Source organism: Streptomyces malaysiensis subsp. samsunensis (assembly GCF_024519315.1).
Taxonomy (GTDB): domain Bacteria; phylum Actinomycetota; class Actinomycetes; order Streptomycetales; family Streptomycetaceae; genus Streptomyces; species Streptomyces malaysiensis.
The window spans coordinates 77498-102576 of sequence record NZ_JANIIC010000041.1 but is presented as its reverse complement, the minus strand read 5'-3'; the positions used below and the strand labels follow the sequence as shown (position 1 = coordinate 102576).

22 protein-coding genes are annotated in these 25079 nt (G+C 69.7%); 8 read left to right on the top strand and 14 right to left on the bottom strand.

Features of this window, described 5'->3' with window-relative positions; genetic code table 11:
- Positions 1-189: 189 nt before the first annotated feature.
- From NQU54_RS30515 to NQU54_RS30485, 7 genes are all read right to left on the bottom strand, one after another.
- Positions 190-2085: a P-loop NTPase family protein gene (locus NQU54_RS30515; protein WP_257633855.1), complete on the bottom strand. Its 1896-nt coding sequence runs from the start codon at positions 2083-2085 to the stop codon at positions 190-192.
- Between the two features lies 1 nt (position 2086).
- The gene (locus tag NQU54_RS30510) at positions 2087-3490 is read right to left on the bottom strand and encodes an ATP-binding protein (protein WP_202544062.1); all 1404 of its coding nucleotides are present in this window, start codon (positions 3488-3490) and stop codon (positions 2087-2089) included.
- A gap of 58 nt (positions 3491-3548) precedes the next feature.
- Positions 3549-5105: an SCO6880 family protein gene (locus tag NQU54_RS30505; RefSeq protein ID WP_069873681.1), complete on the bottom strand. Its 1557-nt coding sequence runs from the start codon at positions 5103-5105 to the stop codon at positions 3549-3551.
- A 2-nt stretch (positions 5106-5107) separates the two neighbouring features.
- A complete protein-coding gene (locus tag NQU54_RS30500; protein WP_257633854.1) occupies positions 5108-6415 on the bottom strand; it encodes a hypothetical protein in 1308 nt (435 codons plus the stop codon).
- On the bottom strand, positions 6405-7298 hold the full coding sequence (locus NQU54_RS30495) for a hypothetical protein (protein WP_257633853.1): 894 nt from the start codon (positions 7296-7298) through the stop codon (positions 6405-6407). Before NQU54_RS30495 ends, NQU54_RS30500 begins: the two co-directional genes overlap by 11 nt.
- A 322-nt stretch (positions 7299-7620) precedes the next feature.
- Positions 7621-7929 carry a DUF8827 family protein gene (locus tag NQU54_RS30490; RefSeq protein ID WP_009716148.1) on the bottom strand — a complete coding sequence of 103 codons (309 nt, stop codon included), beginning with the start codon at positions 7927-7929 and terminating at the stop codon, positions 7621-7623.
- Positions 7930-8281: 352 nt separating this feature from the next.
- Positions 8282-8530: a DUF397 domain-containing protein gene (locus tag NQU54_RS30485; RefSeq protein ID WP_069873650.1), complete on the bottom strand. Its 249-nt coding sequence runs from the start codon at positions 8528-8530 to the stop codon at positions 8282-8284.
- A gap of 223 nt (positions 8531-8753) precedes the next feature.
- On the opposite strand from NQU54_RS30485, the gene NQU54_RS30480 reads away from it, so the two are divergent.
- Together NQU54_RS30480 and NQU54_RS30475 are read left to right on the top strand one after the other, a co-directional pair.
- The gene (locus NQU54_RS30480; protein ID WP_308408510.1) at positions 8754-9761 is read left to right on the top strand and encodes a C40 family peptidase; all 1008 of its coding nucleotides are present in this window, start codon (positions 8754-8756) and stop codon (positions 9759-9761) included.
- A gap of 234 nt (positions 9762-9995) precedes the next feature.
- Positions 9996-10709, top strand: coding sequence for a phosphatase PAP2 family protein (locus NQU54_RS30475; protein WP_147967188.1), 714 nt, complete (start codon positions 9996-9998; stop codon positions 10707-10709).
- A gap of 154 nt (positions 10710-10863) precedes the next feature.
- Here the strand turns inward: NQU54_RS30475 and NQU54_RS30470 are convergent, their stop codons facing one another.
- Positions 10864-12480 carry an FAD-binding oxidoreductase gene (locus NQU54_RS30470; RefSeq protein ID WP_257633851.1) on the bottom strand — a complete coding sequence of 539 codons (1617 nt, stop codon included), beginning with the start codon at positions 12478-12480 and terminating at the stop codon, positions 10864-10866.
- Between the two features lie 444 nt (positions 12481-12924).
- Here NQU54_RS30470 and NQU54_RS30460 point away from each other — a divergent pair, with 444 nt between their 5' ends.
- Together NQU54_RS30460 and NQU54_RS30455 are read left to right on the top strand one after the other, a co-directional pair.
- Positions 12925-13839: a hypothetical protein gene (locus NQU54_RS30460; protein ID WP_257633849.1), complete on the top strand. Its 915-nt coding sequence runs from the start codon at positions 12925-12927 to the stop codon at positions 13837-13839.
- Between the two features lie 127 nt (positions 13840-13966).
- Positions 13967-14419 carry a hypothetical protein gene (locus NQU54_RS30455; RefSeq protein WP_257633858.1) on the top strand — a complete coding sequence of 151 codons (453 nt, stop codon included), beginning with the start codon at positions 13967-13969 and terminating at the stop codon, positions 14417-14419.
- 93 nt (positions 14420-14512) lie between these two features.
- Here the strand turns inward: NQU54_RS30455 and NQU54_RS30450 are convergent, their stop codons facing one another.
- Complete coding sequence (locus NQU54_RS30450; RefSeq protein ID WP_257633848.1) at positions 14513-14917, bottom strand: metal-sensitive transcriptional regulator; 405 nt, start codon at positions 14915-14917, stop codon at positions 14513-14515.
- Between the two features lie 191 nt (positions 14918-15108).
- On the opposite strand from NQU54_RS30450, the gene NQU54_RS30445 reads away from it, so the two are divergent.
- Both NQU54_RS30445 and NQU54_RS30440 read left to right on the top strand, forming a co-directional pair.
- On the top strand, positions 15109-15729 hold the full coding sequence (locus NQU54_RS30445) for a DUF47 domain-containing protein (RefSeq protein ID WP_030837909.1): 621 nt from the start codon (positions 15109-15111) through the stop codon (positions 15727-15729).
- Positions 15730-15737: 8 nt separating this feature from the next.
- A complete protein-coding gene (locus NQU54_RS30440) occupies positions 15738-16736 on the top strand; it encodes an inorganic phosphate transporter (protein ID WP_257633847.1) in 999 nt (332 codons plus the stop codon).
- A gap of 203 nt (positions 16737-16939) precedes the next feature.
- Here the strand turns inward: NQU54_RS30440 and pstB are convergent, their stop codons facing one another.
- From pstB to pstS, 4 genes are all read right to left on the bottom strand, one after another.
- Positions 16940-17716 carry a phosphate ABC transporter ATP-binding protein PstB gene (gene pstB, locus NQU54_RS30435; RefSeq protein ID WP_069873630.1) on the bottom strand — a complete coding sequence of 259 codons (777 nt, stop codon included), beginning with the start codon at positions 17714-17716 and terminating at the stop codon, positions 16940-16942.
- A 26-nt stretch (positions 17717-17742) separates the two neighbouring features.
- Complete coding sequence (gene pstA / locus NQU54_RS30430; RefSeq protein ID WP_257633846.1) at positions 17743-18813, bottom strand: phosphate ABC transporter permease PstA; 1071 nt, start codon at positions 18811-18813, stop codon at positions 17743-17745.
- Positions 18814-19023: 210 nt separating this feature from the next.
- On the bottom strand, positions 19024-20013 hold the full coding sequence (pstC, locus tag NQU54_RS30425; protein WP_257633845.1) for a phosphate ABC transporter permease subunit PstC: 990 nt from the start codon (positions 20011-20013) through the stop codon (positions 19024-19026).
- A gap of 115 nt (positions 20014-20128) precedes the next feature.
- Positions 20129-21256, bottom strand: coding sequence for a phosphate ABC transporter substrate-binding protein PstS (gene pstS / locus NQU54_RS30420; RefSeq protein ID WP_257633844.1), 1128 nt, complete (start codon positions 21254-21256; stop codon positions 20129-20131).
- Positions 21257-21699: 443 nt separating this feature from the next.
- Here pstS and NQU54_RS30415 point away from each other — a divergent pair, with 443 nt between their 5' ends.
- Complete coding sequence (locus NQU54_RS30415; RefSeq protein WP_372506083.1) at positions 21700-22800, top strand: C40 family peptidase; 1101 nt, start codon at positions 21700-21702, stop codon at positions 22798-22800.
- 273 nt (positions 22801-23073) lie between these two features.
- Here the strand turns inward: NQU54_RS30415 and NQU54_RS30410 are convergent, their stop codons facing one another.
- Positions 23074-23598 (bottom strand): O-acetyl-ADP-ribose deacetylase, encoded by a 525-nt coding sequence (locus NQU54_RS30410; protein ID WP_069873620.1) that lies wholly within the window; start codon positions 23596-23598, stop codon positions 23074-23076.
- A 236-nt stretch (positions 23599-23834) separates the two neighbouring features.
- Here NQU54_RS30410 and NQU54_RS30405 point away from each other — a divergent pair, with 236 nt between their 5' ends.
- On the top strand, positions 23835-25061 hold the full coding sequence (locus NQU54_RS30405; protein ID WP_257633842.1) for a PP2C family protein-serine/threonine phosphatase: 1227 nt from the start codon (positions 23835-23837) through the stop codon (positions 25059-25061).
- The last annotated feature ends 18 nt before the right edge of the window (positions 25062-25079 follow it).

Here is a 25079-nt window from a genome sequence, read left to right as displayed (position 1 = left end):
TCCCGAGTACACAGTGCTCGGGACCGAGGCATTTTTGCGTTTCACCACGATATCCCGCGATATCCGTAGCCGGTCCCTTGGCCGGCGATCCTCGTCCACGAAGCGTGCCTGGCCGACGGGGGCACGTCGGGGGACGGCTGACCCGGCTGGCTGACCGGGGGCCTCCTCGTGCGTGCTGTCGTCGCGCTGTCAGCGCGATTCCTGGCTCACCAGGGAGCGGTGCGGCCAGCGGGCTCGTGCCTGTTCCTGGGAGCGCATCAGGGCCAGCGTGGGCAGGCCCTGGGCCGTGCCCTGGGCGAGGAGGTCGGGGAGCGCCGGGAGCGGGGCCACGGCGGCGACGTCGTCCAGGACGAGGGTGAGTGGTGGGTCGAGCCGACCGGAGGATGACCGTTCGGCCATGCGCCGGCCGTGCTCGACCACGTGCGAGGCGAGTGCGGTCAACAGGGGCATCGCACCCGGCTGGGTTCGGGGATCCTCGATGGATTCACCCATCAGATACAGCGTTCCCCCTTCGGCGACGAATGACTCCAGTGCGAGCGTGTCGGCTCGTCCCGGATTGCAGGCGTCCCGGATGTGGATCGAGGAGAGCGCGCCGAGGGCACGGGCGGTCAGTTCCTGGGCCATGTCCCGGCGTTCGCGGTGTGCGGTGAGCGTGGCCTCCAGCTCGCCGGCCGCGCCGCCCGCCGCCTTGGGGTGGGTACGGAGGATCCGTACGGGCTCATGGGCTGAGTTGCCCTGCGCCCAACGGTGCACATGGCGGAACGGTCGGCCGTCCACCGCGGCGGCGTGCAGCCAGCAGCGGAGCATCGTCTCCGCAGCCTCCGCTAACGGCCGGTCCATGGCGTGCATGGGCCGTACAGGGGCGAGGAGGGCGGTGGCACGGGCGGCCGCGATATCGCGGGAGCCGCAGTCCGCCGCCGGGTTCCAGCGCAGCCGGGCGGGGGTGTCGAGCAGATGGGACGGGTCGAAGACGTGGGTGGGGCCGAACTTGGCGCGCGCGTCCTTGGTCGTGGACCAGAGCTTGGGATCGCTGGTGACGACGAGGACGGGGCCGATGGCCTCCAGGATGGTGTGGGCCGCGGACTCGCCGCGCTGGGCGCCGAAGAGGACGCGGGACTGGACGAGTTCGCCCTCGGGGAGGGCGGCCCCCGTCAGCGGGCCGGTGCGGGGGGTGGGGAGCGGCTGCGCGGACGCCGGGTCGAGCGGGGCGTACACGCCGTCCTGGGCGGCGGGCGTGGTCGCGTTCTCGCTGGGCGCGCCCGCGGTGGGGGCGTTCTTCGCGCCGGCCCTCTGCTCGGAGATATGGGGGTGCGGCTTGGGCCCCGTTCCGGTGGCCGCTTCGGCGGCGGCCTCGGTCTGGTGGCGGTGACCGGTGGCGGGTGCGATGGCGCTGTTGCCGGGGGCTGCCTCGGCCGGGGCCGGGGCGGGGGGCACGAGAGGGCGCTCCGGAGTGACGTTCTCGGGCCAGGGGACCGGGGAGTGCGCAGAGGGGCCGGCAGCGGGTCCTGGGGCCGCTGAGCCGCTTGCGGGGCCGGGCGCGGGCGGCGCCTCCATGCCCGGGGCCGGTCCCGTTCTCGTAGCTCTCGTGCCGTGGCCGGTCGCGGTCTCGGTAACGTCTTCGGCGGCCTCCGCGTCCGTGCGGCCGAGCCGCTTCGCCTCCGCCGCCTTCGCGCGGGCGGTCGCGAGGGCGGCGCTGCGCTGGGCGCGGACCATCCGGTAGCGGGCCAGTGTGCCGATCACGAAGATCGTCAGCACGATCAGCACCATCAGCTCACTGATGAAGATGCCCCAGAACAGCCCGTACCCCGACAGCTGGTCCTCCGGGGTGCTGGGCCATGCCGCCGCCAGATTCTGGGGCTCCGTGACCAGATGGCGCAGTGCCACCGGGGTCCGCATGAAGGTCAGGTTGTCCGGCCAGGCGCCGCGGGCCAAGAGCCCGGCCAGCCCGGTCGCCGACCACATCAGCCCTAGCGCGCCCAGCAGGAGGGCGACGCAGCCGACCAGCAGGGCATCCGGAATGCCGCGCTCGGCGGACTGTGATCTTCCGGGCTCCGCGGGCCCGCCGTGATTCTGTCCCGCTGCCATCTCACGCCACCGTGGATCCGTACGACGGCCCGCCGTAGGTGTCCGCCTCCGCCGCCTCGACTGCCGCGGCGGCCCGCTCCTCGGCCTCCGCCTCGGCGGCCATCTGCAACGCCAGGCCGTCCTCCGTCATCGCCCGGTCCGTGTAGACGAGGGGTCGCTCGGCCTCGGTGATCAGGTGTTTGACGACCTGTACGTTGCCGTTGACGTCCCATACCGCGATACCGGGGGACAGCGTCGGGATGATCTCGACGGCCCAGCGGGGCAGCCCCAGGACGCGGCCGGTGGCCCGTGCCTCGTCCGCCTTCTGGGCGTAGACCGTCCGGGTGGAGGCCATCTTGAGGATGGCCGCTGCTTCCCGCGCCGCCGCGCCGTCGACGACGTCGGAGAGATGGTGGACGACGGCGACGAAGGACAGGCCGAGCCGTCGTCCGAACTTCAGCAGCCGCTGGAAGAGCTGGGCGACGAAGGGCGAGTTGATGATGTGCCACGCCTCTTCGACCAGGAAGATGCGCTTCTTACGGTCGGGACGGATCCAGGTGTGCTCCAGCCAGACACCCACGATGGCCATCAGGATCGGCATCGCGATCGAGTTGCGATCGATATGGGACAGGTCGAAGACGATCAGGGGCGAATCCAGATCGATTCCGGCCGTGGTGGGGCCGTCGAACATACCCCGCAGATCACCGTCGACCAGTCGGTCGAGCACCAGGGCGACATCGAGGCCCCAGGCCCGTACATCGTCTATATCGACGTTCATCGCCGCGGCCGACTCCGCCTCGGGGTGGCGCAGCTGCTCCACGATGTCGGTCAGCACCGGCTGGCGGTCGACGACGGTCTCGTTGACATAGGCGTGCGCGACCTTCAGGGCGAATCCGGAGCGTTCGTCCAGTCCATGCCCCATCGCGACCTCGATGATCGTGCGAAGCAGGGCGAGCTGACCGGTCGTGGTGATCGCCGGGTCCAGGGGGTTCAGGCGGATACCGCCGTCCAGGGCCGCCATGGGGTCGAGCCGGATGGGCGTTATCCCCAGCTCCTGGGCGATGAGGTTCCATTCGCCGACGCCGTCCTCGCCCTGGGCGTCCAGCACCACCACTTGGCGGTCGCGGAACCGCAGCTGGCGCAGTACATAGGTCTTCTCCAGGGCCGACTTGCCGTTTCCGGACTCGCCGAGCACCAGCCAGTGGGGGGCGGGCAGCTGCTGGCCGTAGAGCTGGAAGGGGTCGTAGATATAGCCCTTGCCGGAGTAGACCTCGCGGCCGATGACCACGCCGGAGTCGCCGAGGCCGGGGGCCGCGGTGGGCAGATAGACGGCCTGGGCCTGGCCGGTGGAGGTGCGCACGGGCAGCCGCGTCGTCTCCACCTTTCCGAACAGAAAGCTGGTGAACGCATCGGTGATGGCGCTCATCGGATCGGCCACGGCGGAGCCCCTATCGTCCCTGTCGTCCCAGTCGTGTCTATCGGCTCTATCGGCGGATGCCGGTCGCGAACGGCAATGTGTTCACAAAGGCCCGGTGGTGTTCGCGGTCGCACCACTCCAGCTTGAGGTAGCTCTTCCCCGCCGACGCCCGGATGGTCCGCTTGTCGCGCGCGAGACCCTCCGGCGAGCGGGAGGACACGGTGATGTAGCCGACGAGATTGACGCCCGCGGCGCCGCTGGCGAGATCCTCACCGCGCTGGTCGAGCCGGCCGTGGGCGGCGATGTCACGCGGGTCCACGGTGCGGTTCATCTTCGCGGCGCGGCTGGCCTCGGCCTCGTCGTTGGTCTTCTCGGTGAGCATCCGCTCGATGGCGACCTCGGTGGGCTCGAGGTCCATACAGACGGCGACCGTACGGATGACATCGGGGGTGTGGACGAGCAGCGGGGCGAGGAAGTTGACCCCGACGGGCGTCATGGGCCACTCCTTCACCCAGGCCGTGGCATGGCACCAGGGCTCGCGGGTGGTCGACTCGCGCGTCTTGGCCTGGAGGAAGGTGGGCTCCATGGCGTCCAGCTCGGCGGGCCAGGCGTTCCGCTTGGTCATCGCCTGGATGTGGTCGATGGGGTGGTCCGGGTCGTACATGGAGTGGATGAGCGACGCCAGCCGCCCCTGCCCCAGGGGCTGGCGCACCCGGATGTCGGCCTCGGCGAGCCGGGCGCAGATGTCGGTCAGCTCACGGGCCATCACCACGGCGAGGCCCGCGTCCTTGTCGAGCCGGCGGCCGCCGCCGCTGTGGCGGGCGGCGCGCGCGATGGCCTGGGCCTCCGCGGCCAGCTCGCGGGTGTAGTGCATACAGGCGACGAGATAGGCGCGGTGCTGCTCGGAGGAGGTGGAGACCATCGACTGGAGCTGGTCGTAGGAGTCCTTGAGCCAGCTGGGGGCGTGCTCGTCGCCGCGCCGCTCGACGTCCTTGGCGTGGGCGTCGGGGTCGGCGGGGAGGGTGCGGGCCAGCATCTGGAGACGGGTGACGAAACCGTCGCCGTTGGCCACATGCTTGAGCAGGGTGCCGAACCGGTCGACGAGGGCCTCCTGGTCCTCGCTGTCGCGCAGCCCGACGCCGGGGCCCTCGATCTCGATGGCGGCGGTGACGGTGCGGCGGTCGGCGTGCAGAAGCACGGCGATCTCGTCGGGGCCGAAGGGGGCGGCCAGCCAGTTGATCCGGCCGATGCCGGGGGGCGGGCCGACCTCGATCTCACGGCCGTCGAGGCGAGTGCCGGCCTCGGCGGCACCGGAGCGGTAGGCGGTGGTGCCCTTACGGACGCTGCGCTTGTAGGAGCGGTTGATCTCGAACCACCGGTAGAACGTCCGGCCGTTGTACGGGACGTACACGGCGGCGAGGGCGAGGGTGGGGAAGCCGACCAGGGTGAGGATGCGGAACATCAGCACCGGCACCAGCAGCCCGCACATCATCCCGATGAACGCCCCCGCGATGATCAGCGCGATCTCGCCGGTCTCGCGGTTCTTGCCGACGATCGCGTTGGGGCGGGGGCGCCCGATCAGATATGTGCGACGGGGCGCGATGGGGTGCGACTGTGCTTCGATCGTCACCGCCGGTCACCTCCCGAGTTGTTGCCGGAGCTGCGGTTCGTGGCGGAGGCGCCGGAGGAGCCTCCGGTGTGGCCGGTGCGGCTGGCGGGCGCGGGGGAGGCGCCTCCGCTGCCGGTGCGGGTGCTGTGGGCCGCCACACCGCCGGAGACGGGGTTGGCGGGCTTGGCCTGCCCCGGGCTGGCGCCGCCCCCGCCGGACTCGCCTCCGCCGCGGGTGCTGTGGGTGTTGATGCCCTGCTTCACCAGGGCGGCGGGGGAGCTGATGACGGCGGCGGCCTGGCGGGACGCGGGGTCGGCGCTGGCGCTGCGGGCCTTGACGATCTCGTCGCCGAAGCCGGGCACGAAGCGGTAGATCATCGCGCTGGCGAAGATGGCGAGGATGATGATGGCCAGGCCGGAGACGACGGCCGAGAACGCGTCGGGCTTGTCGCCGGAGGTGGAGAGCGCGCCGGCGAGGGCCAGCACGATCATGATCACCGGCTTGACGAGGATCACGGCGATCATGATCCCTGCCCAGCGGCGCACATGCCCCCACATGTTCTTGTCGACGAGGCCCGAGTAGACGGCGGTGCCGAGCAGCGCGCCCACATAGAGGAGGGCGGCGCGGATGACGAGCTCCAGGCAGAGGACGCCGGCGGCGAGGATCGTCACGAGCGAGACGACGATGAGCATGATCGGGCCGCCGCCGATGTCCTCGTCCCGCTTGAGGGCTTGGGCGAAGGAGCCGAAGAAGGCGTCATTGTCCGCACCGGTGCCGGAGGAGATGGCTTCGGTGACGGCGTCGGTCGCGGTGACGACCGTATAGAGGATGAGGGGGGTGAAGGCGGAGGCCAGGACCGTCAGCCAGAGGAAACCTATGGCCTCGGAGAGCGCCTCGCCGAGGGGGACGCCGCGGATGGCGCGCTTGGCGACGGCGAGGAGCCAGAGGATGAGGGTGAGGACGGTGGAGGCGGCGAAGACGACGGCGTACTGGCGGAGGAAAGCCTCGTTGGTGAAGTCGACGGTGGCCGTCTCCTTCACGAGCTTGGAGAGCTTGCCGACGAGCCAGGCGGCGGCGTCGGCGCAGCCTCGGGCGAGGGAGGCGGCGGGGTCCAGGGGGTTGGAGGGGTCGGGGGGGCCGCCACTCTTGTCGCCCTTTTCGCAGTACTTCTTGGCTGAGCCTGTGAGCAGGTTGCAGTCGCTGTCGTCGGACGGGCTCGGCGACGGCTCGGCGGCGGCCCGCGTGGCGAGGAGCACAGCAAAGGTCTGAACCGCCGCCACCACCCCGGCGAGCGTGACGATGTGCTTGCGCGGCTTACCGGGCATACGTGAAGCCTCCGTACTGCTGCACAGCCTTGGCGATCTCATCGGCCGTCGACGCGGTGTTGTCGCTGTTGACGGGGGCAGGGCCGTCCTTCTGGGAGTAGCTCTCGACCTTCCAGTCCTTGTTCACCCATCGCAGCTTGACGGTCACGGTGAACCAGTCGTTGGCTACCGGATTCTTCGATCCCTCTCCTGCCGTTCCGAACACGCCGGTGCACCAGACCTCGACAGTGGCGGCGGTGTCCATGGAAGTGGTCGTCTTTGTGCCGATGGGCGCGGCGCGCGAGACATAGGTCATGCCGGCGGGTGCGTTGCCGTCCGCGTCCAGACCGAGCTTCGCCAGGAAGCTCTTGGAATAGGCCCGGTCCAGCTTTTCCTGAAGTCCGCTTACTCGGTCGCTCGCAAAGATCTGGGAAACGAGCTGGTGACGGCGATCCGAGTTGGCCATGTCGGCGGATGCGAGCGCCACCGCGTAGTTCGCCGCCGCGCTCTGGGCGCCCTGTTCGGATTTGGCGAAGCCCGAGGCGATGCCCGTGGTGTTGTTCTTGCCGTCGACCGGGCGCTCGCCCGTGGGGGCGGTGGGGCGGGCTTCGGTGCCGGTGCCGCCGCCGGAGTCGCCGCCGCTGCTGGAGTCGTCCTTCTGGCCGCCGCGGTTGACGAAGGCGATGGCCGCGAGGAGGAGAACGACGACGCCGACCACGGTGATGAGGTTGCGGCTGGGCTTGCCGGCGCGGCCGGGGCCCCGGCGGGGCGGGCCGTAGGGGTCGCCGTCGCCCTCGGGCAGGCGGGTGCGTGTCAGATGACCTTCGGAGGCCGCGCCGCGGCCGCGGCGCGGCTCATGGCCCTCGTAGTCACCGCCGTATCCGTCGTCGCCGCCGAGACTCATCCTGCGTACGCCCCTTCGCCCATACCAAGCCTGCCGAGCCTGCTGATCCCGCCGATCCTGCCGTTTGTGCCGACCGCGTCATCCATGGTCCCTCTTCCGTCACCCGCATACGACGGTAACCGCGAGGACTGACGCTCGGGCGCGCTGGTGTGAGTGGACATCAAGCTGACACGACCTCAGCGTGGTGAGCGGGAGCGGGCATCAGGGAGCAGCCTCGGGTACGGGGTGTGGGGCCGGTAGGGGGACTCGGGAGCGGAGGCTTGCGGCCAGGGGCGTGCGCCCCGCGCGAGAGGGGGCGGTTCGGGGCGGGCGGGGAGAGCGGCTAGATGGCCATGCCGTACACGATCGTGAATAGCGTGCCCAGCGATCCGATGATGAACACACCGGTGAGGCCGGCGACGATCAGTCCCTTGCCCTGCTCCGCGCTGAAGGTGTCCCGCAGGGCCGTGGCGCCGATCCGCTGCTTGGCCGCGCCCCAGATGGCGATGCCGAAGCAGAGCAGCAGCGCGACCGCCATCACGACCTCGATCATGACGCGCGCCTCGCTGCCCAGGCTGCCGAACGGACCCCAGTCTGGGGCGATTCCGCCGATGATGGTGTTGATGTCGCCCTTTTCGGCCGCTAGGAACATGATGAACTCACCGCCCCTTGTGGGTTGTTGTGTCCCCCGCCGGTGTGGCGTGGGTCAGGCTCTATCTTCGCTGATGAATCCGCTTCCGCATGTCGACTTGGCGGCATTTCTTAGCGGATCTCGTGCGTGTTGTGGGACACGGCCGTCTGGCGGACGTGGTAGGCGTGTCAATAGAGTGTCGTATGGTCACTCTGTGTATCACGCGGGTGGGTGTAGGGCAACGATCGGTAAGGGGCGTCGGTAGGGCCGTCGGTGAGGGTCCATCAGTGGGGCCGCGGTGAGGGGTGTCGGCCGTATGCGCCGTGAGCCGGTCACGGGCCCCGGGGCGGGTCCCGCGCGTCCGCCCCGCCGCTCACTTCCCCGCGGGGTCGTCGCTCTCCGTGAGATCGGCGAAGTCGTCGAACTCGCCCGCCTTGACGCCCTTGAGGAACGCCTCCCACTTCGCCCGGGTCGTGACGACGACGGTCTCCGGGTCGTTGCTCTCGCGCATCAGGATCTGGTCGTCGGGGCCCACGGCCACCTCGAGGTACGCGCTGCCCTCTTCGATGTCGTCGGGCGCGGCCCGCTGCCAGTCGAGCTCTCGCCAGTCGCGCCGTGTCATCTGCGGTCCCCAGGGTCGTGCTGCTCGGACGGCTGGACTCTACGCGTTCGACGGCCCCGCGAGAGGCGGACGGGGCGAGGTGGGGAGGCGTGCGGGGCGGGGCGGCGGCGCACAGGGGGCGCGCGTCGGGGCCCGTCGTATGGTTTCGGCTGGGGAGCGGCTGATTTTCGCCGTGCGTGCGGAAACACGTTCGCACCGCGGGCGAATGGGGGAGGATGGCCGGGTGCGTAAGGTCTGGCTGGGTGTCAGTGTCGGTCTCGGAGTCTCCTTTTCCCTTGTCGCGCTGCTCGTCGTCGGTACCTACATGGTCGCGGCGGACCTCCTCGGCGGTGCGGGCGGCAGAGCGGTCGGGCTGGCGAAGGGCTCCGTTCCCGCTTCGTACGAGCCGCTCATCCAGCGGTATGGGAACTCCTGCGCCGCCATCAACCCCGCGCTTCTGGCCGCGCAGCTCTACCAGGAGAGCGGCTGGAACGCGAAGGCGCAGAGCCCGGCCAACGCCAAGGGAATAGCGCAGTTCATCCCCGCCACCTGGGCCTCGCACGGGGTCGACGGCAACAAGGACGGCGTCAAGGACATCTGGGACCCGCAGGACGCGATCCCGTCGGCGGCCGCCTATGACTGCTCGCTCGCCAAGTACGTCAAGGATGTGCCGGGCGATCAGACGCACAACATGCTGGCCTCTTACAACGCGGGCGCCTATGCCGTGATCAAGTACGGCGGGGTGCCGCCTTACCGCGAGACCCAGAACTATGTGAAGACCATCACGACCCTCGCCAAGAGCTTCGAGGCGCCGGTCCAGAAGGTCCAGCCCTCCCGGCAGTCGGCCGGGGCGATCTACTTCGCGCAGAAGCAGCTCGGCAAGCCCTATCTGTGGGGTGGGAACGGCACGCCGGAGGAGGGCGGCCGGTTCGACTGCTCGGGGCTGACGAAGGCGGCGTACAAGACGGTCGGGATCGATCTGCCGCGCGTCGCCAACGACCAGTGGAACGCCGGGCCGCACCCCAAGCGGGACGAGTTGCTCCCAGGAGACCTGGTGTTCTTCGCCTACGACCTCGACGATCCGAGATCGATCCACCATGTGGGGATCTATGTGGGCGGCGGTTACATGATCAACGCGCCCTACACCGGTGCGGTGATCCGTTTTGACAAGATCGACACGCCGGACTACATCGGTGCTACGCGGGTGACCCAAGATGGCGCGAAAGCGCTGCCAAGGGCGGACTCCGCGTAAGGATTCCCCCTGAGCTGCGACGATCGGTCACCCTTCGATAACGTCCCGGTGATCGTTGGGTGGATTACGGAACCCCCGGCGAGAAGAGGGCGTTCCCTGGAAGTGGATCGAGTGTGGATCAGCGCGGATCGACGGCGGACTCTCCGGCGCCGGTCGCGTTGCCACGGATCGCAAGGCATGACGGGGGTCGGCAGCTGCACGTAGTGACAGGCAAGAGATAAGGGGCCACGGCATATGGCTGGACTCGCACTGGACGGGTCGAACCCCGATGTCAGCCTTCTCTACGACATCAACGGGCTGGCGAAGGACGCCCCGCACTGGTTCGACCGCGTCATGGAGTTCGTCGGCGAGTACGGGATCATCATTGGGCTCGCCCTGGTCGGCCTGGCCGCCTGGTGGAGTGTGCGGAAGCGGCCGCAGGAGGCCCCGTCCGCCGTCGCCGGGCTGATGTGGGCCCCGTTGGCCGCCGGGTTGGCGCTGATCGCCAACATCCCCATCCGCGGCTTCGTCGAGCGCCCGAGACCCTTCAGGGACCATCAGGGGCTCGAGGTCCTGGTGGCGGGCAAGACCGACTTCTCGTTCGTCAGCGACCACGCGACGCTGACCATGGCCGTCGCCGTCGGCGTCTTCATGGCCCACCGGGCCTACGGGGCGGCCGCCATAGGGCTCGCGCTGCTGGAGGGGTTCTGCCGCGTCTATATGGGTGTCCACTACCCGACCGATGTGATCGGCGGGTTCGCCCTGGGGACGGCGGTCACGCTGCTGCTGGCACCGCTCGCGATGATGCTGCTGACGCCGCTGACCACGGCGATCGCGAATTCGCGGGTGGGTCGGCTGATTCGGGTCGAGCCCGCCGCCGTCGGCCGGGGCGCGGACGAGGCGTGTGCGGAACTCGCGGAGTCCCGCTCGGTGGGCGGCGACCACGGGAACAAGGACCTGGCGGCCTAGCGGCCGCTGCGGATGTGCCCAGTGGCCTCCTTACGGTTGCGATGAGGGCACGGCACGGTGGTGACGAAGGCCCGGCGGCTGCCGGGCCTTCTGCCTTTCCCGAGCCCGGGACCGGGCCTGTGCCCTCTCGCTCGTCACCCCACGGCGCGGGACCTCACAGCGCCTGTGGGAAGTCGAAGAGCCGGTCCGGGTCATAACGCTTCTTCACCCGCGACAGCTTGTCGGCGGCCGAGCCGTAGTAGGCCGTGCGCCAGTCCTTCAGCGACGCGTCCGTGTAGTTCTGGTACGCCGCCCCGGAGGCGTACCGCCGCATCGCCGTATGGGCCCCGTCCAGCCAGGCGTTGCCCGCGGTGCCCGAGCCGCTCGCCGCCCAGGACGCGGTGTACTGCGCGAGGAACCGGGAGCGGCGGTGGACGAAGGACGTGGCGGTGGGCGAGACCCGGTTGACCGCCCCGCCGAGCGCGGTGAGCGCGATGCTGACCGCGCCCCCGCCGCCGGTGCGCCGCCCGTAGCGCTCCACTTGGTCGAGCATCGCCCGTACGCCCGCCTGGCTCAGCGAGCGGTCGTAGAAGTCCGAGCGCGCCGCGTAGGTCTCGCGGTTGAGCACTCCGGAGGTGTTGCGGCCGGGCTTGTCGCCCGGCAGATGGCAGTTGGCCGTCGAGGTGTCGCCGCAGCCCGCGTACATCCGCATGGCGTCGACATAGCCACGGCGGCGCAGGCTGACCTGCGAGGCGGGGCCGGGGCCGCCCGGTCCGTCGGCGAGCCGGTCCACGGCGTTCTGGAGCGCGCCGTAGGTGCCGAGCGAGAAGCAGCTCACGGAGACGGTGGGGGTGCCGCCGGGGGCGGCCGACAGGTGGAGCGCCGACCAGATCTCGTCCGGCTGGTCCGGACCCCACTTCTGCCAGGCGCTCAGCACCTTCGCGGCCTTGGACCATGGCCATGACATGTAACAGGTCACACCGTCCGCCGCTTCATGTGTACGGAAGCGCAGTTCGGTGACGACGCCGAAGTTGCCGTTGCCCGCGCCGCGCAGCGCCCAGAACAGTTCTGCCTCGCGGTTCTTGGAGACCTCCAGGGCCTTGCCGTCCGCGGTGACGATGGTCGCGCCCGTAAGGCTGTCGGCGGTCAGTCCGTACGCCCGGGAGACCACACCGTGGCCCCCGCCGAGGGTCAGCCCCGAGATGCCGACGCTCGGGCAGGAGCCGCCGGGGACGGTGACCCCGCGGGCGCCGAGCGAGGTGTAGACGTCGATGAGCTTGGCCCCGGCGCCGATCCGCGCCTCGCCGGAGCTGGTACGGATCGATGACAGCGCGGAGACGTCGATGACGAGGCGGCCGTCGCCGCTCGACCAGCCGGCGTAGGAGTGGCCGCCGTTGCGGATGGCGACGGGGGCGCCATGGCGCCGGGCGAAGTCCAGACAGGCGGATATGTCCGAGGTGTTCGCTATATAGGCGACGGCGGCGGGGCGAAGGTGGTCGAAGCGGGTGTTGTAGAGCCGGCTGGCCGAGGTGTAGTCGGAGTCTCCGGGGCGCACCAGGTCGCCCTGGAGGTCCTTGCCGAGCGCGCTCCAGTCCGCGGACTTCGGCTTGCCGTCGACGGCGCCGCGCCTGCCGCTCGCGGAGGCCGAACGGGCGTCCGACGCCGAGGAGGAGGCGGAGTCGCCGGAGGATGAGTCACCGCCGGCCTTCCCCGTGCCGTCGTCGCACGCGGTGACCCATGTGGCGGTGGCCGTCAGCCCCGTGCCCGCTGCCAGCAGTGTCCGCCGGTTCATGGCGGTGTCCCCTCCCTGTCGACACTCTTCCCGACCGTCGACCGGGCCACCGTGAAGCCGGCCCGGTCGCTTGGTCAGAGGGGCGGACCGGGGAGTGCGGTTCCGCTCGTGTCCAAAGAGTTGTCAGGGGCCGGACAAGCAGCGCTAATCGGACGAGTCCGATGAATCGCTTGTGTCGGACGGGGGGTGACGGGCCGTCGCATGCACCGCCGCGTCGTCACGGGCGATGGCTCTGGCTCGACGGGCCGGACCGGACCAGCCGCAGCTGCATCTGGCGATGGAGAAGGACCCCCGCTCCACGGTGGTGGTGCGGTTCTGGCCGGGGCGTATGTCGCCTGAGTCGAGCACATGACCACGCTACCGGGCCGTTACGGGCCGCCGGGGTGAATCGTTAAACGAACAAGTATCAAGCGTGGACGAGCGTGGCCAGGGGGTCGGCGGTCGATGGAGTTCCAGCAGCGCGGGCTCGGCGTACGGAGACGGGTGAGAGCGGTAGCCGGGCTCGTGTCGGGTGGTCTGCTGGCGGTGTCGCTGGCGACGGTCAGCGGCTGCTCCACCGAGACCGCGGCCGATGAACGCCCTGCCGGCGCCGCGCGGGAGAGCGCGGTCGCGGCGCTCCACCGGGCCGCGGATGTACTGGTCAAATCGGGCAGTTCACGGGTGCGTACGACCATGGAGACGGCGACCGGCGGCACCCGCGTGTCCATCCGGGGCACCGGTGCGTACGACTTCGAGAAGCGGCTGGGCCGGCTGCGGCTGCTGTTGCCGAAGGACGCGATGGGGACCGCCGAGCATGCGCCGATCACCGAACTCCTGGCCCCCGGGGCGCTTTTCATGCGCAATCGCGGCGCGGGCATTCCCCGCGACAAATGGGTGCGGGTGGATACGACGGATATCCCCGACGGCAATCTCGTCACCGGCGGCGCCACGGATCCGCTGATTGCCGCCGAACTGCTGCGCGGGGTGCGGAAGGCCAGTCTGGTCGGCGAGGAGGGGCTCGGCGGGGGTCTGGTGCGCCACTACCGCGGCACCACCGACATCGGCCGGGCGGCGCGGGTCGCGTCGGAGGGTGTGCGGGGGTCGCTGATGGCCGCGGCCAGGGGGTTCGGCGAGAGTACGGTGCCCTTCGACGCGTATCTCGACGGGCTCGGCCGGCTGCGCGAGGTGCGGCACCGATTCACGATGGGCGGCTGGGCCGACGGCCAGGAGGCGACGGAGGGCGCGGGCGCCGCCGGGCGGCCCGACGCGCTGGGCGTCGCCTCCACGACGCAGCTGTACGACTTCGGGGCGCCGGCCCTGATCGAGCTCCCCAAGCCCACGGATATCTACACAGGGAAGGTCGGATCACCTCAGAAGTAGTCGGAGGGGCTCCCTTTGCCCTTCGAAATGGCCCATCCGTGCCATGCGCGGAGTGTGTACCGATCCCTACGCTGGGAAGCCGCTGCTCGAAAGTGCTCGCAGGTGCTCGCTGGAGGAGGTGAAACACGTGGTTGCGCGTCGCGGCTCGTCGGGCCCGGACCCCGTGGCCCTCATCGAAATCGATCTCTACGGTGACTTGATGATCGCTGCGTCGAGCGCGGACGAGGACAGGCTCAGTACGGACCGTATCGACGAGGTGCTCCGGGTGCGGGCCGACCGATCAGATTCGGCCGAGGGAGCCAAGGGTGCCAGGGGCGCCAAAGGCGTCAGACGACCCAAGGGCGCCGGGGGTGCCGAAGGCACCAAGGGAGCGCAGGGCGCTCAGCGCGCCGAGGATGCGAAGCGTGCCCAGGAGATGAAGAGCGCCCAGGACACGCATCGCGCCCAGGATATGAAGGACGCCTCGGAGGCGAATCGCGTCACAGAAGCGCATCGCGCCCGGGGCGTGAAAGGTGCCGAGGGCGCGAAGGGCGCCCCCGAGGCCCTTGCCCCCGAGGCCGGGGGCCCGGACGCCCCGTAGCGGAGTCGCCGTCTCGCCGGCGGGCGCCCAGCGGCCCCGTCCGGCGAGGGGGCGGTCATGTCCAGGCCCGCGGACGGGCCATGGTGCCGGTGCTCAGGTCCGCAGCAGCCGGGCGATGGCCGCCGTGGCCTCGGCGACCTTGGTGTCGACCTCGCTCGTGCCCTCCTCCTCGCCCCGGGCGGCGCTCTCCACGGCCGCGCTGGCGACACAGTGGCGCAGATGCTCCTCGAGCAACTGGAGGGCGAAGGACTGGAGCGCCTTGGTGCCGGCCGAGACCTGGGTGAGTATGTCGATGCAGTAGACATCCTCCTCGACCATCCGTTGCAGCCCCCTGATCTGTCCCTCGATCCGGCGCAGCCGCTTGAGGTGCTGATCCTTTTGTTTGGCGTACCCATGGCCACCGTGGGGTACGGAGTCCTGTGCGGAGGTGTGGCCGGACGCCTGGCCCCGCTCGTCGCCGTCGTTGGGCGCGGTGGTATCGGCTGCCGTGGTCGTCATGGCGTCCTCCCGTTGATTGCGCTATGTCCGCATATACCCCCAGTGGGTATATGGTACCGGGTTTTCCGGTCGAACCGGGCCCCCGTGCTGAGCACTCTGCCTGATGGGCGACACTGGGGACGCCGGTTACCGTGGCCGGAAGATGCGCCTAGCATCGTCGAGTCCCCATCCGCTGCATTCGAGGATCCCCAGTGCGCTTTCGTCTGACCCCCAGGGAGACGAGCTTTTACGACATGTTCGCCGCGTCCGCGGACAACATCGTGACCGGCTCCAAGCTCCTGATGGAATTGCTCGGGGCGGACTCCTCCGCTCGTGCCGAGATCGCAGAGCGGATGAGGGCCGCGGAGCACGCGGGGGACGATGCCACGCACGCGATCTTCCACCAGCTGAACTCCTCCTTCATCACACCGTTCGACCGCGAGGACATCTACTCCCTGGCCTCGTCCCTCGACGACATCATGGATTTCATGGAGGAGGCGGTCGACCTGGTCGTCCTCTACCAGGTCGAAGAGCTGCCCAAGGGGGTCGAGCAGCAGATCGAGGTGCTGGCGCGGGCGGCCGAGCTGACCGCCGAGGCGATGCCGAATCTGCGCACCATGACCAACCTCACGGAGTACTGGATCGAGGTCAACCGGCTGGAGAACCAGGCGGACCAGATCCACCGCAAGCTCCTGGCCCACCTCTTCAACGGTAAGTACGACGCGATAGAGGTGCTCAAGCTCAAGCAGATCGTCGATGTGCTGGAGGAAGCGGCCGACGCCTTCGAGCACGTGGCCAACACGGTCGAGACCATCGCCGTCAAGGAGTCCTGAGCCCCGGCATGGACACCTTCGCGCTTGTCGTGACCATCGCGGTCGCGCTCTTCTTCACCTATACCAACGGCTTCCACGACTCGGCCAACGCGATCGCGACCTCGGTCTCCACCCGGGCGCTGACCCCGCGGGCGGCGCTCGCCATGGCCGCCGTGATGAACCTCGCGGGTGCCTTCCTCGGCAGCGGCGTCGCCAAGACGGTCAGCGAGGGCCTGATCGCCACCCCCACCGGCGATCAAGGCATGATGATCTTGTTCGCCGGGCTGGTCGGCGCGATCACCTGGAACATGGTGACCTGGTACTTCGGTCTGCCGTCCTCCTCCTCGCACGCGCTGTTCGGCGGGCTGGTGGGCGCGGCACTCGCGGGGGCGAGCACGGTCCACTGGGACGGGGTGCTGGAGAAGGTCGTCATCCCGATGGTCATCTCGCCCATCGTCGGCCTGATATTGGGCTACTTCGTGATGGTGATCATCCTCTGGCTGTTCCGTGACACGAACCCGCACAAGGCCAAGCGCGGCTTCCGGATAGCGCAGACCGTCTCGGCGGCGGGCATGGCGCTCGGCCACGGCCTCCAGGACGCCCAGAAGACCATGGGTGTCGTGGTGATGGCCCTGGTCATCGGGGGTGTCGAGGACGAAGGCGACGCGATTCCGGTGTGGGTGAAGATCGCCTGCGCCGCGATGCTGTCGCTCGGCACCTACGCGGGCGGCTGGCGCATCATGCGCACGCTGGGACGGCGGATCATCGAGCTGGACCCGCCGCAGGGGTTCGCGGCGGAGACCACGGCGGCGGGGGTCATGTACACGGCGTCGTTCATGTTCCAGGCGCCCATCTCGACCACCCATGTCATCACCTCGGCGATCATGGGTGTGGGGGCTACGAAGCGGGTGAGCGCGGTCCGCTGGGGGGTCGCGAAGAACATCGTTCTCGGCTGGTTCATCACCATGCCCGCGGCGGCCGGAGTCGCCGCACTCAGCTACTGGATCGTCAACCTGGCCTTCGGGTGAGCCGTACGCCGAACCTGATCTGTACGCCGAACCTGATCGCCGTACGCCGAACCTGATCGCCGCACGCTGACGCCGTGCACGAAGTGGACCCATGAAAGTGGGCCCGCCCCCGGGAGCCAGGGGCGGGCCCTTTCGTCTTGCGGTGGCACCGCCATGCAGCACCGCAGGACGTTCTTTCCTCGCCGGTCGCGCGAGGGGCCTGATCAGCCGAAGCGGCCCGAGATGTAGTCCTCGGTCGCCTGCACCGACGGGTTGGAGAAGATCCGCTCGGTCTCGTCGATCTCGATGAGCTTGCCCGGCTGGCCGACACCGGCCAGGTTGAAGAAGGCCGTACGGTCCGAGACGCGCGCCGCCTGCTGCATGTTGTGCGTCACGATGACGATCGTGAAGCGCTCCTTGAGCTCACCGATCAGGTCCTCGATGGCGAGCGTGGAGATCGGGTCGAGCGCCGAGCAGGGCTCGTCCATCAGCAGCACGGCGGGCTCGACCGCGATGGCGCGGGCGATGCACAGCCGCTGCTGCTGACCGCCGGAGAGGCCGGCGCCCGGCTTGTTGAGCCGGTCCTTGACCTCGTTCCACAGGTTGGCGCCCTTGAGGGACTTCTCGACGACGTTCTCGAGCTCGCTCTTCTTGTACGAGCCGTTGAGCTTCAGCCCGGCGGCGACGTTCTCGAAGATGGACATCGTCGGGAACGGGTTGGGGCGCTGGAAGACCATGCCGACCGTGCGCCGCACGGAGACCGGGTCCACCCCCGAGCCGTAGAGGTTCTCGTCGTCGAGCATCACCTTGCCCTCGACCCGGCCGCCAGGGGTGACCTCGTGCATCCGGTTGAGGGTGCGCAGGAAGGTGGACTTGCCGCAGCCCGACGGTCCGATGAAGGCGGTCACCGAGCGGGGCTCGACCGTCATCGAGATGTCCTCGATGGCTTTGTGGCTGCCGTAGTAGGCGGTCAGCCCGCTGACGTCGATGCGCTTGGCCATGTGAATCACTTCTCTTCTTCTTGGCCTCAGCGGCCGGACTTCGGGGCCTTCCAGCGGGCGATGCCGCGGGCCACCAGGTTCAGGATCATGACGAAGGCGATGAGCACGAGCGCCGCTGCCCAGGCCCGGTTGAAGGAGGCTTCGTTGCCGAGCTGCCACTGCTCGTAGATGTAGTAGGGCAGCGACGACTGAGCGCCTTCGAACGGGTTGTTGTTGATCCCCGTGGCGCCGAAGACCAGCAGCACGATGGGCGCGGACTCGCCGGCGACTCGGGCGACCGCGAGCATCACACCGGTGGTGATTCCGCCGATCGCGGTGGGCAGCACCACCTTGAGGATGGTGCGCCACTTGGGCACGCCGAGCGCGAGGGACGCCTCACGCAGCTCGTCCGGGACCAGCTTGAGCATTTCCTCGGTCGAGCGGACGACGATCGGCATCATCAGGATGGCCAGCGCCATGGCACCGGCGAAGCCCGAGTAGCTGAAGCCGAGAATGATGATCCAGAAGCTGAGGATGAACAGACCGGCCACGATCGAGGGGATACCGGTCATCACATCGACGAAGAAGGTGACGGCCTTCGCCAGCTTGCCGCGCCCGTACTCCACCAGGTAGATGGCGGTCAGCAGGCCGATCGGAACGGCGATGAGGGCGGCGAGGCCGACCTGCTCCAGGGTGCCGATGATCGCGTGGTACGCGCCACCGCCGGGCAGGATCGTCTGCACACCCTCCATGGAGTGGCCCAGGAAGTAGCCGTCGAGCACCGTCCGGCCCCGGTCGACGGTCTCCCAGATCAGGGAGAGCAGCGGGACGACGGCGAGCAGGAAGCAGACCCACACCAGACTGGTGGCCAGCCGGTCCCTGGCCTGCCGGCCACCCTCGACCACCGCGCCGAGGACGTACGAGGCGACGATGAACACCAGGGCGGCGAACAGGCCCCACTGGAACGGACTGTCCATTCCCAGGGCGGTGCCGATGCCCGCCCCCAGGGCCAGCGAGACCACGACCAGGGCGTACGGGGCCCATCGCGGCAGCCGGGCCTGCTGAAGGCTCGAACCGTGGCGAGAGCCGCCCTTGTCAACGACAGCGTTACTGCTCATGCCGTGCCCCCTACATTCGCTCCGCCGCGCCAGCGGCTGATGTGACTGTCGCCCACGCGGCGCAGAGGTGCGGGTTTCGTCGTCTTCTGCGGCGCAGTGGCCGCGTGTGCGTCGCTCATGCGGTGTCTCTTACATTCGCTTCTCCGCCCACGCGGCGCAGAGGTGCGGGTTTCGTCGTCTTCTGCGGCGCAGTGGCCGCGTGTGCGTCGCTCATGCCGCGGTCCCCGAGTACTCCTTGCGGCGGGCGATGATCATTCGCGCCGCGCCGTTCACCAGCAGGGTGATGACGAACAGCACCAGACCGGAGGAGATCAGCGCGTCACGGCCGTCGTTGCCGGCTTCCTTGAAGCGGCTGGCGATGTTCTGGGCGAAGGTGCCGCCGCCCGGGTCCAGCAGGCTGGTCTCGATCAGGAAGTTGGGGGACAGCACGGTGGCGACCGCCATGGTCTCGCCGAGCGCGCGGCCCAGGCCCAGCATCGAGGCGCTGATGATGCCGGAGCGGCCGAAGGGGAGGACCGACATCCGGATGACCTCCCAGCGGGTCGCGCCGAGCGCGAGCGCCGCCTCCTCGTGCATCTTCGGGACCTGCCGGAACACCTCGCGGCTCACGCTGGTGACGATCGGCAGGATCATGATCGCCAGCAGGATGCCGACGGTGAACAGGGAGCGGGCGGCGCCGCCCTGGTAGCTGAAGATCCCGGTCCAGCCCAGGTAGTCGTCGAACCAGGTGTAGAGGCCGGTCAGATGCGGCACCAGGAAGAGCGCGCCCCACAGGCCGTAGACGATGCTGGGGACCGCGGCGAGCAGGTCGATGACGTAGGCGACCGGGGTGGCCAGCCGGCGCGGGGCGTAGTGCGAGATGAACAGCGCGATGCCCACCGCGACCGGAACCGCGATGACCATCGCGATGATCGAGCTGACGACCGTGCCGTAGGCGAGGACGGCGATGCCGAACCGCATCGGTGAGGTGCCGGTGTTCCACTCGAAGGTGGTGAGGAAGTTGGCCTCGTCCTTGGAGATCGCGATGGCGGCTCGGTAGGTGAGGAAGGCCGCGATGGCCGCCATGATCACCAGGAGGGCGATACCGGAACCACGGGAGAGGCCGAGGAAGATCTTGTCACCGGCGCGTCCGGTGGAGCGGGTCTTGACCTTGGATGGTGACCCGGCGGCTGATGATGTGGGTTCTATGTCCGTTTTCATGAGTTCTCCGGTCTGCGGAGCCTGATGCGGATGAGGCTCCTGGTGCGGCGGTGCACCGGACGATGCGGCTGACTCCGCCGCGGCGATTGCCTTGGCGGAGTCAGCCGCATTCGGGTCAGGAGAGGCTCTTGACGCTCTCGCGGACCTTGTTGGCGATCTCGGTCGGCAGCGGGGCGTAGCCGAGCTCCTTGAGGGAGGTCTGGCCGTCCTCGCTGGCGATGTAGGTCAGGAAGGACTTGGTGGCGGCCAGGGTGTCCGCCTTGTTGCCCTTGTCACAGGCGATCTCGTAGGTCACCAGGGTGATCGGGTAGGCGTTGGCGGCCTTGGTGTCGTACGCCAGGTCCAGGGCCAGGTCGCTGCCGGTGCCCTTGATCTTGGCCTCGGAGATGGCCGCGGAGGCGTTGTCGACGGTGGCCTGGACCGGGGCGGAGGCGCCGGTGTCCAGGTCGACGGTCTTGATGCTGTTCGCGGTCGCGTAGGACAGCTCGAAGTACGAGATGGCCCCCGAGACCTGCTTGACCTGCGAGGAGACACCGGAGGAGCCGTCGGCCGACTGGCCGCCCTTGCCTTCCCACGCCTTGCCCGGCTCATGCGGCCACGCCTTGGGGGCGGCGGCCTTGAGGTACTTGGTGAAGTTATCCGTGGTGCCCGACTCGTCGGAGCGGTGGAACGCCTGGATCTTGAGGCTCGGGAGCTTCGCGTCCTTGTTCAGCGCCTTGATCGCGGGGTCGTCCCACTTGGTGATCTCGGAGTCGAAGATCTTGGCGAGGGTCTCGGCGTTGAGCGTCAGCTTGTCCACGCCGGGGACGTTGAAGCCGACGGCGATCGGGCCGCCGACCATCGGCAGGTCAATGGCCTTGCCGCCCTTGCACACCTTCTCGGAGGACTTGACCTCTTCGGGCTTCAGGGCCGAGTCGGAGCCCGCGAAGGCGGTCTTGCCCTGCAAGAACTCCTGGATGCCCGCGCCGGAACCGGTGGCCTTGTAGTTGAGCTTGGTGTCCTTGCAGGCCGCGCCGTAGGTCTTGATCCACAGGTCCATGGCGTTCTTCTGCGCGGAGGAGCCGGAGGCCAGCAGCTGCCCCTTGCCGTCGCACTTGATGTTGGAGGCGGCCTTGGAGCCGCCGCCGTCCTTCGAGTCGCCGCTGTTGTCGTCGGAGCCGCACGCCGTGAGGACAAGGGCGCCGGAGACAGCGAGGGCACCGGCGACGATGGCGCGAAGCCGGTTCTTGCGCTGAAGCTTCACTTTCAGGAGTTCCTTCCAGGAGCCGCCGGTGGGGGACGGCGCGCGAGATGGGTTGAGCGCACTTGTTGTGGCGTTCGCCGGAGCCGTACTCGGCTCACGCTCAGTAGGGCCGAAAGTAGGCAGATCAGGTGAAGCGGCCTGAGGGGGTGAGTTAACGGATGGTGAACCTCGGCCGTCAGTGTGGTGGCCATGTCACGGCCAGGTCACGGCCGGATCGCAACGCGGACGACCCCCTTGCGGAGGTTCTGCCAGGTCCGTCCGACACGTGTGCGACACCCGTCCGGTGAACCGGATCGGGGTGGCTGCCGGCGTAACCGGCGCGTGTCTCTGTCGAATTGCGGTACGGCATGTCACTATCCGTCCCTACGTGCCGGTACGTCAGGTCTGGCGCGCTGGAGGGACAGGAGCGCGCACGGCCGGAGCGGAACGAGAGGAGACCGCGGGTGAGGCGGGACGGGAAAGGGAGGGGTGTGAGCGTCGCCGCGGCCACCGCGCTCGTCTGCGCGCTGGGGCTGTCGGCCGTGCCGGAGACGGCGTACGCCGCGCCCGGCGAGCCGGGGCCGACGCCGAGCCCGGGCGGCGGGAACGGTGGCGGCGGGACCGGGGGCCGGAGCCTGGAGGAGGTCCGTCAGGAGGTCGACGGGCTCTACCGCAAGGCGGAGTCGGCCACGGACGCGTACAACCTCGCGCGGGAGCGGCAGGCCCGTCAGGAGAAGGCCATCCTGAAGATCGCTCGAGCCGTGGTGAAGGCCCAGAAGGAGATGGCCGGGCTGCGCAAGCGGGCCGGGGCGATGGCGCGGGCGCAGTACCGGGGCGGCGGGATGCCGGCGGAGGCGCGGCTGTTCCTCAACGGCGACCCGGGCGACTTCCTCGACGGGGTCACGCTCGCGCGCAAGGGCCAGCAGGCGACCCACGGTCTGATCGGCCGTCTGGAGCGCACCCAGGTGGCGCTCGACCGCTACGCCGACTCCGCCTCCCAGGAGTGGGAACGGCTGGACCGGAGCCGGGCGAAGAAGGCGGCGGCGAAGAAGGAGATTCTGCGCAAACTGGCCCGGGCGCAGCGGCTGGAGTCCCGGCTGGCGAAGGACGAACGGGAGCGGCTGCGCCGGCTGGAGGAGGACAAGGCCCGTGGCGCGCAGGCGAAGTGGCTGGACACCGGGATACTGCGGAAGCTGGGCAGCGGCGCCACCGCGATGGGCGGACGCGCCGTCGACTTCGCAAAGGACCAGCTCGGCAAGGACTATGTGTGGGGCGCGGTGGGCCCCGACACCTATGACTGCTCGGGGCTGACCCAGCGGGCGTGGTCGGCGGCCGGCCGGACGATCCCGCGGACCTCGCAGGAGCAGTGGAGGCTGCTGCCGAAGGTGAGCGTGCGGGACATGCGCCCGGGTGATCTCATCATCTACTTCAGGGACGCGAGCCATGTGGGGATGTACGTCGGCAGCGGTGCGATGATCCACGCCCCCCGACCGGGCCGTCAGGTCACGGTCGCGGGCGCGGGCTCGATGCCGATCCTGGGCGTGGTCCGGCCGGACGCGAGGTAGCGCGGCGGGAGTTTGCCGTCGATCGGCCGTGGGCTGCCGTCGCTCGGCGGGCGTCTGCCGTGAAAGGCCTGCCCGGACCGCCGGGTTCGGCGGGGGTCCGCCGTCGCTCGGCGGGGGCCCGCCGCCGTCCGGTGCGGGGCTGCTGCCAAGGGGCGGCTACGGCCCGCCTGGCACGCTACGGCCCGCCCGGCGCGCTAAGGCCCGTTCGGCGGCTCAGACCGGCCCGGCGCGGCTCAGGCGGTCGCCCGGCGGGCTCGGCGGCGCTCGGCGGGCTCAGGCCGGCGGAAGCTCGTTCAGGGCCGTCTCGAAGGCGTCGTACGCACGCTGGTCGAAGAGGACGAAACGGGCCTCGGTGACCGAAGTGCCCATATCGCGCACGGTGGTGAGTGCGATTCGGGCCGCGCTGTCGAGGGGCCAGCGGTAGACGCCGGTGGAGACGGCCGGGAGGGCGACCGTACGGGCGCCCAGTTCATCGGCGATCCGCAGCGACTCGCTGTAGCAGGAGGCGAGCGTGGCCGACCGGTCCTCGGTCGTGGAGAAGACCGGCCCGACCGTATGGATCACCCAGCGGGCGGGCAGTCGGCCGGCCGTGGTGGCGACCGCCCGCCCGGCCGGAAGGCCCTTGCCGTAGCGGGACGCACGCAGATCGCGGCATTCATCCAGAATGTCGGGTCCACCCCGCCGATGGATGGCTCCATCGACCCCACCCCCTCCCAGCAGGGAGGAGTTGGCGGCGTTGACGATCGCGTCGACCCGCTGCTCGGTGATGTCGCCCAGCGCCAGCGTGATGTTCGTCATCTCGGGATTGTCACCCGGTTTGCCAAGTGCCGCAGGACGTGGGGCATATGACAAAAGTCAGTGCCTGGAGGTCATTCCATGAAACCGCTGCCTAGCGCTAAGGTCACCTGGCAGTATCCGGTACCCGCCACCTGGCGCCGCTGAAACCGACCAGTCGGTGTGTGTGCGTACCGGATTCCCACAGCGCTCCGCCGGTCGGTGGGGCGCGCCCTCGGGGGGAGGGAAGGAATCGAGCGATGTCCGTACCCGTGCCGAGGCAACGGGAGGCACCGGCCCCGTCAGCCGGTCCCGCCACCCTGTCCGAGAACGGGCTCACCCTGCTGGTGATCGAGGACGATCCGTCCGGTGCCTTCAACGTTCCCGAGATGCTTGATACCGAGGGTAACCGAGTCCGTATCCGTACGGCTCGCAACCTCACCGAGGCCAGCCGGCTGCTGACCGACGGGGTGCAGTGCATCCTCCTGGCCCTGCCGGGCCCGTCCGAGGACGGTCCGGACTCGCTGGCCACGCTGCGCAAGGTGCTGAAGCTGGCGCCCTCGCACGCCGTGCTCGTCCTGACCGCGGAGGACGACGCCGAGCGCGCCGCCGAGGCGGTACGGGTCGGCGCCCAGGACTTCCTCTTCCGCGGCGAGCTGGACGGCCGGGTCCTCAGCCGCGCCATCCGCTACGCCGTCGAGCGCAAACGCTCCGACCTCGCCCAGCGCCAGCTCACCGAGTCACGGCTGCGCGCCCAGGAGAACGCCCGGCTGGAGCGCGGACTGCTGCCCACTCCGCTGCTGGACGGCTCGGGGCTGCACTTCGCCGCCCGCTACCGGCCCGGCCGCAGCCGCGCCCTGCTCGGTGGCGACTTCTACGACACCGTCCGCACCCCGGACGGCACGGTCCACGCGATGATCGGCGACGTCTGCGGCCACGGCCCGGACGAGGCCGCCCTCGGGGTGGAGCTGCGGATCGCCTGGCGCGCCCTGACCTTCGCCGGGCTCTGCGGCGATCAGCTGCTCGGCACCCTTCAGCAGGTGCTGGAGAACGAACGCGCCGACGATGAGATCTTCGCCACACTGTGCACCGTCGACATCGCGCCGGACGGCCGCCGGGCCGGGGTCTGTCTGGCCGGGCATCCCTCACCGCTGGCGATCCGCCCGAGCATGGCGCCCCGGCTGCTGCCCACCGACGAGAACGGCCCGGCGCTCGGCCTGCTGCCGAACGCCCGCTGGCCGCGCCGCGAGGTCGAGCTCGGCGGGGCCTGGAGCCTGATGATGTACACCGATGGGCTGATCGAGGGCCGCGTCGGATCAGGGGTGCAGCGGCTCGGCCAGGAGGGCATGGTCGAGATCGTCGCGCGTCAGGTCGCGGAGGGGCGGCGCGGCGAGGAACTGCTGGACGCGACCGTCACCGAGGTGCGGACGCTGAACGGCGGGGAGCTCACCGACGATCTGGCGGTGCTGTTGCTGGACCGCGACTGACCGGCCGCGGCCGGTCTA

What these genes read in the sequence shown, in the direction of transcription:
- NQU54_RS30515 (WP_257633855.1), bottom strand. Translation starts at nt 2,085, where the DNA reads ATGGCAGCGGGACAGAATCACGGCGGGCCCGCGGAGCCCGGAAGATCA.
- NQU54_RS30510 (WP_202544062.1), bottom strand. Translation starts at nt 3,490, where the DNA reads ATGAGCGCCATCACCGATGCGTTCACCAGCTTTCTGTTCGGAAAGGTG.
- NQU54_RS30500 (WP_257633854.1), bottom strand. Translation starts at nt 6,415, where the DNA reads ATGCCCGGTAAGCCGCGCAAGCACATCGTCACGCTCGCCGGGGTGGTG.
- NQU54_RS30495 (WP_257633853.1), bottom strand. Translation starts at nt 7,298, where the DNA reads ATGAGTCTCGGCGGCGACGACGGATACGGCGGTGACTACGAGGGCCAT.
- NQU54_RS30490 (WP_009716148.1), bottom strand. Translation starts at nt 7,929, where the DNA reads ATGTTCCTAGCGGCCGAAAAGGGCGACATCAACACCATCATCGGCGGA.
- NQU54_RS30485 (WP_069873650.1), bottom strand. Translation starts at nt 8,530, where the DNA reads ATGACACGGCGCGACTGGCGAGAGCTCGACTGGCAGCGGGCCGCGCCC.
- NQU54_RS30475 (WP_147967188.1), top strand. Translation starts at nt 9,996, where the DNA reads ATGGCTGGACTCGCACTGGACGGGTCGAACCCCGATGTCAGCCTTCTC.
- NQU54_RS30470 (WP_257633851.1), bottom strand. Translation starts at nt 12,480, where the DNA reads ATGAACCGGCGGACACTGCTGGCAGCGGGCACGGGGCTGACGGCCACC.
- NQU54_RS30460 (WP_257633849.1), top strand. Translation starts at nt 12,925, where the DNA reads ATGGAGTTCCAGCAGCGCGGGCTCGGCGTACGGAGACGGGTGAGAGCG.
- NQU54_RS30450 (WP_257633848.1), bottom strand. Translation starts at nt 14,917, where the DNA reads ATGACGACCACGGCAGCCGATACCACCGCGCCCAACGACGGCGACGAG.
- NQU54_RS30440 (WP_257633847.1), top strand. Translation starts at nt 15,738, where the DNA reads ATGGACACCTTCGCGCTTGTCGTGACCATCGCGGTCGCGCTCTTCTTC.
- pstB (WP_069873630.1), bottom strand. Translation starts at nt 17,716, where the DNA reads ATGGCCAAGCGCATCGACGTCAGCGGGCTGACCGCCTACTACGGCAGC.
- pstA (WP_257633846.1), bottom strand. Translation starts at nt 18,813, where the DNA reads ATGAGCAGTAACGCTGTCGTTGACAAGGGCGGCTCTCGCCACGGTTCG.
- pstC (WP_257633845.1), bottom strand. Translation starts at nt 20,013, where the DNA reads ATGAAAACGGACATAGAACCCACATCATCAGCCGCCGGGTCACCATCC.
- NQU54_RS30410 (WP_069873620.1), bottom strand. Translation starts at nt 23,598, where the DNA reads ATGACGAACATCACGCTGGCGCTGGGCGACATCACCGAGCAGCGGGTC.
- NQU54_RS30405 (WP_257633842.1), top strand. Translation starts at nt 23,835, where the DNA reads ATGTCCGTACCCGTGCCGAGGCAACGGGAGGCACCGGCCCCGTCAGCC.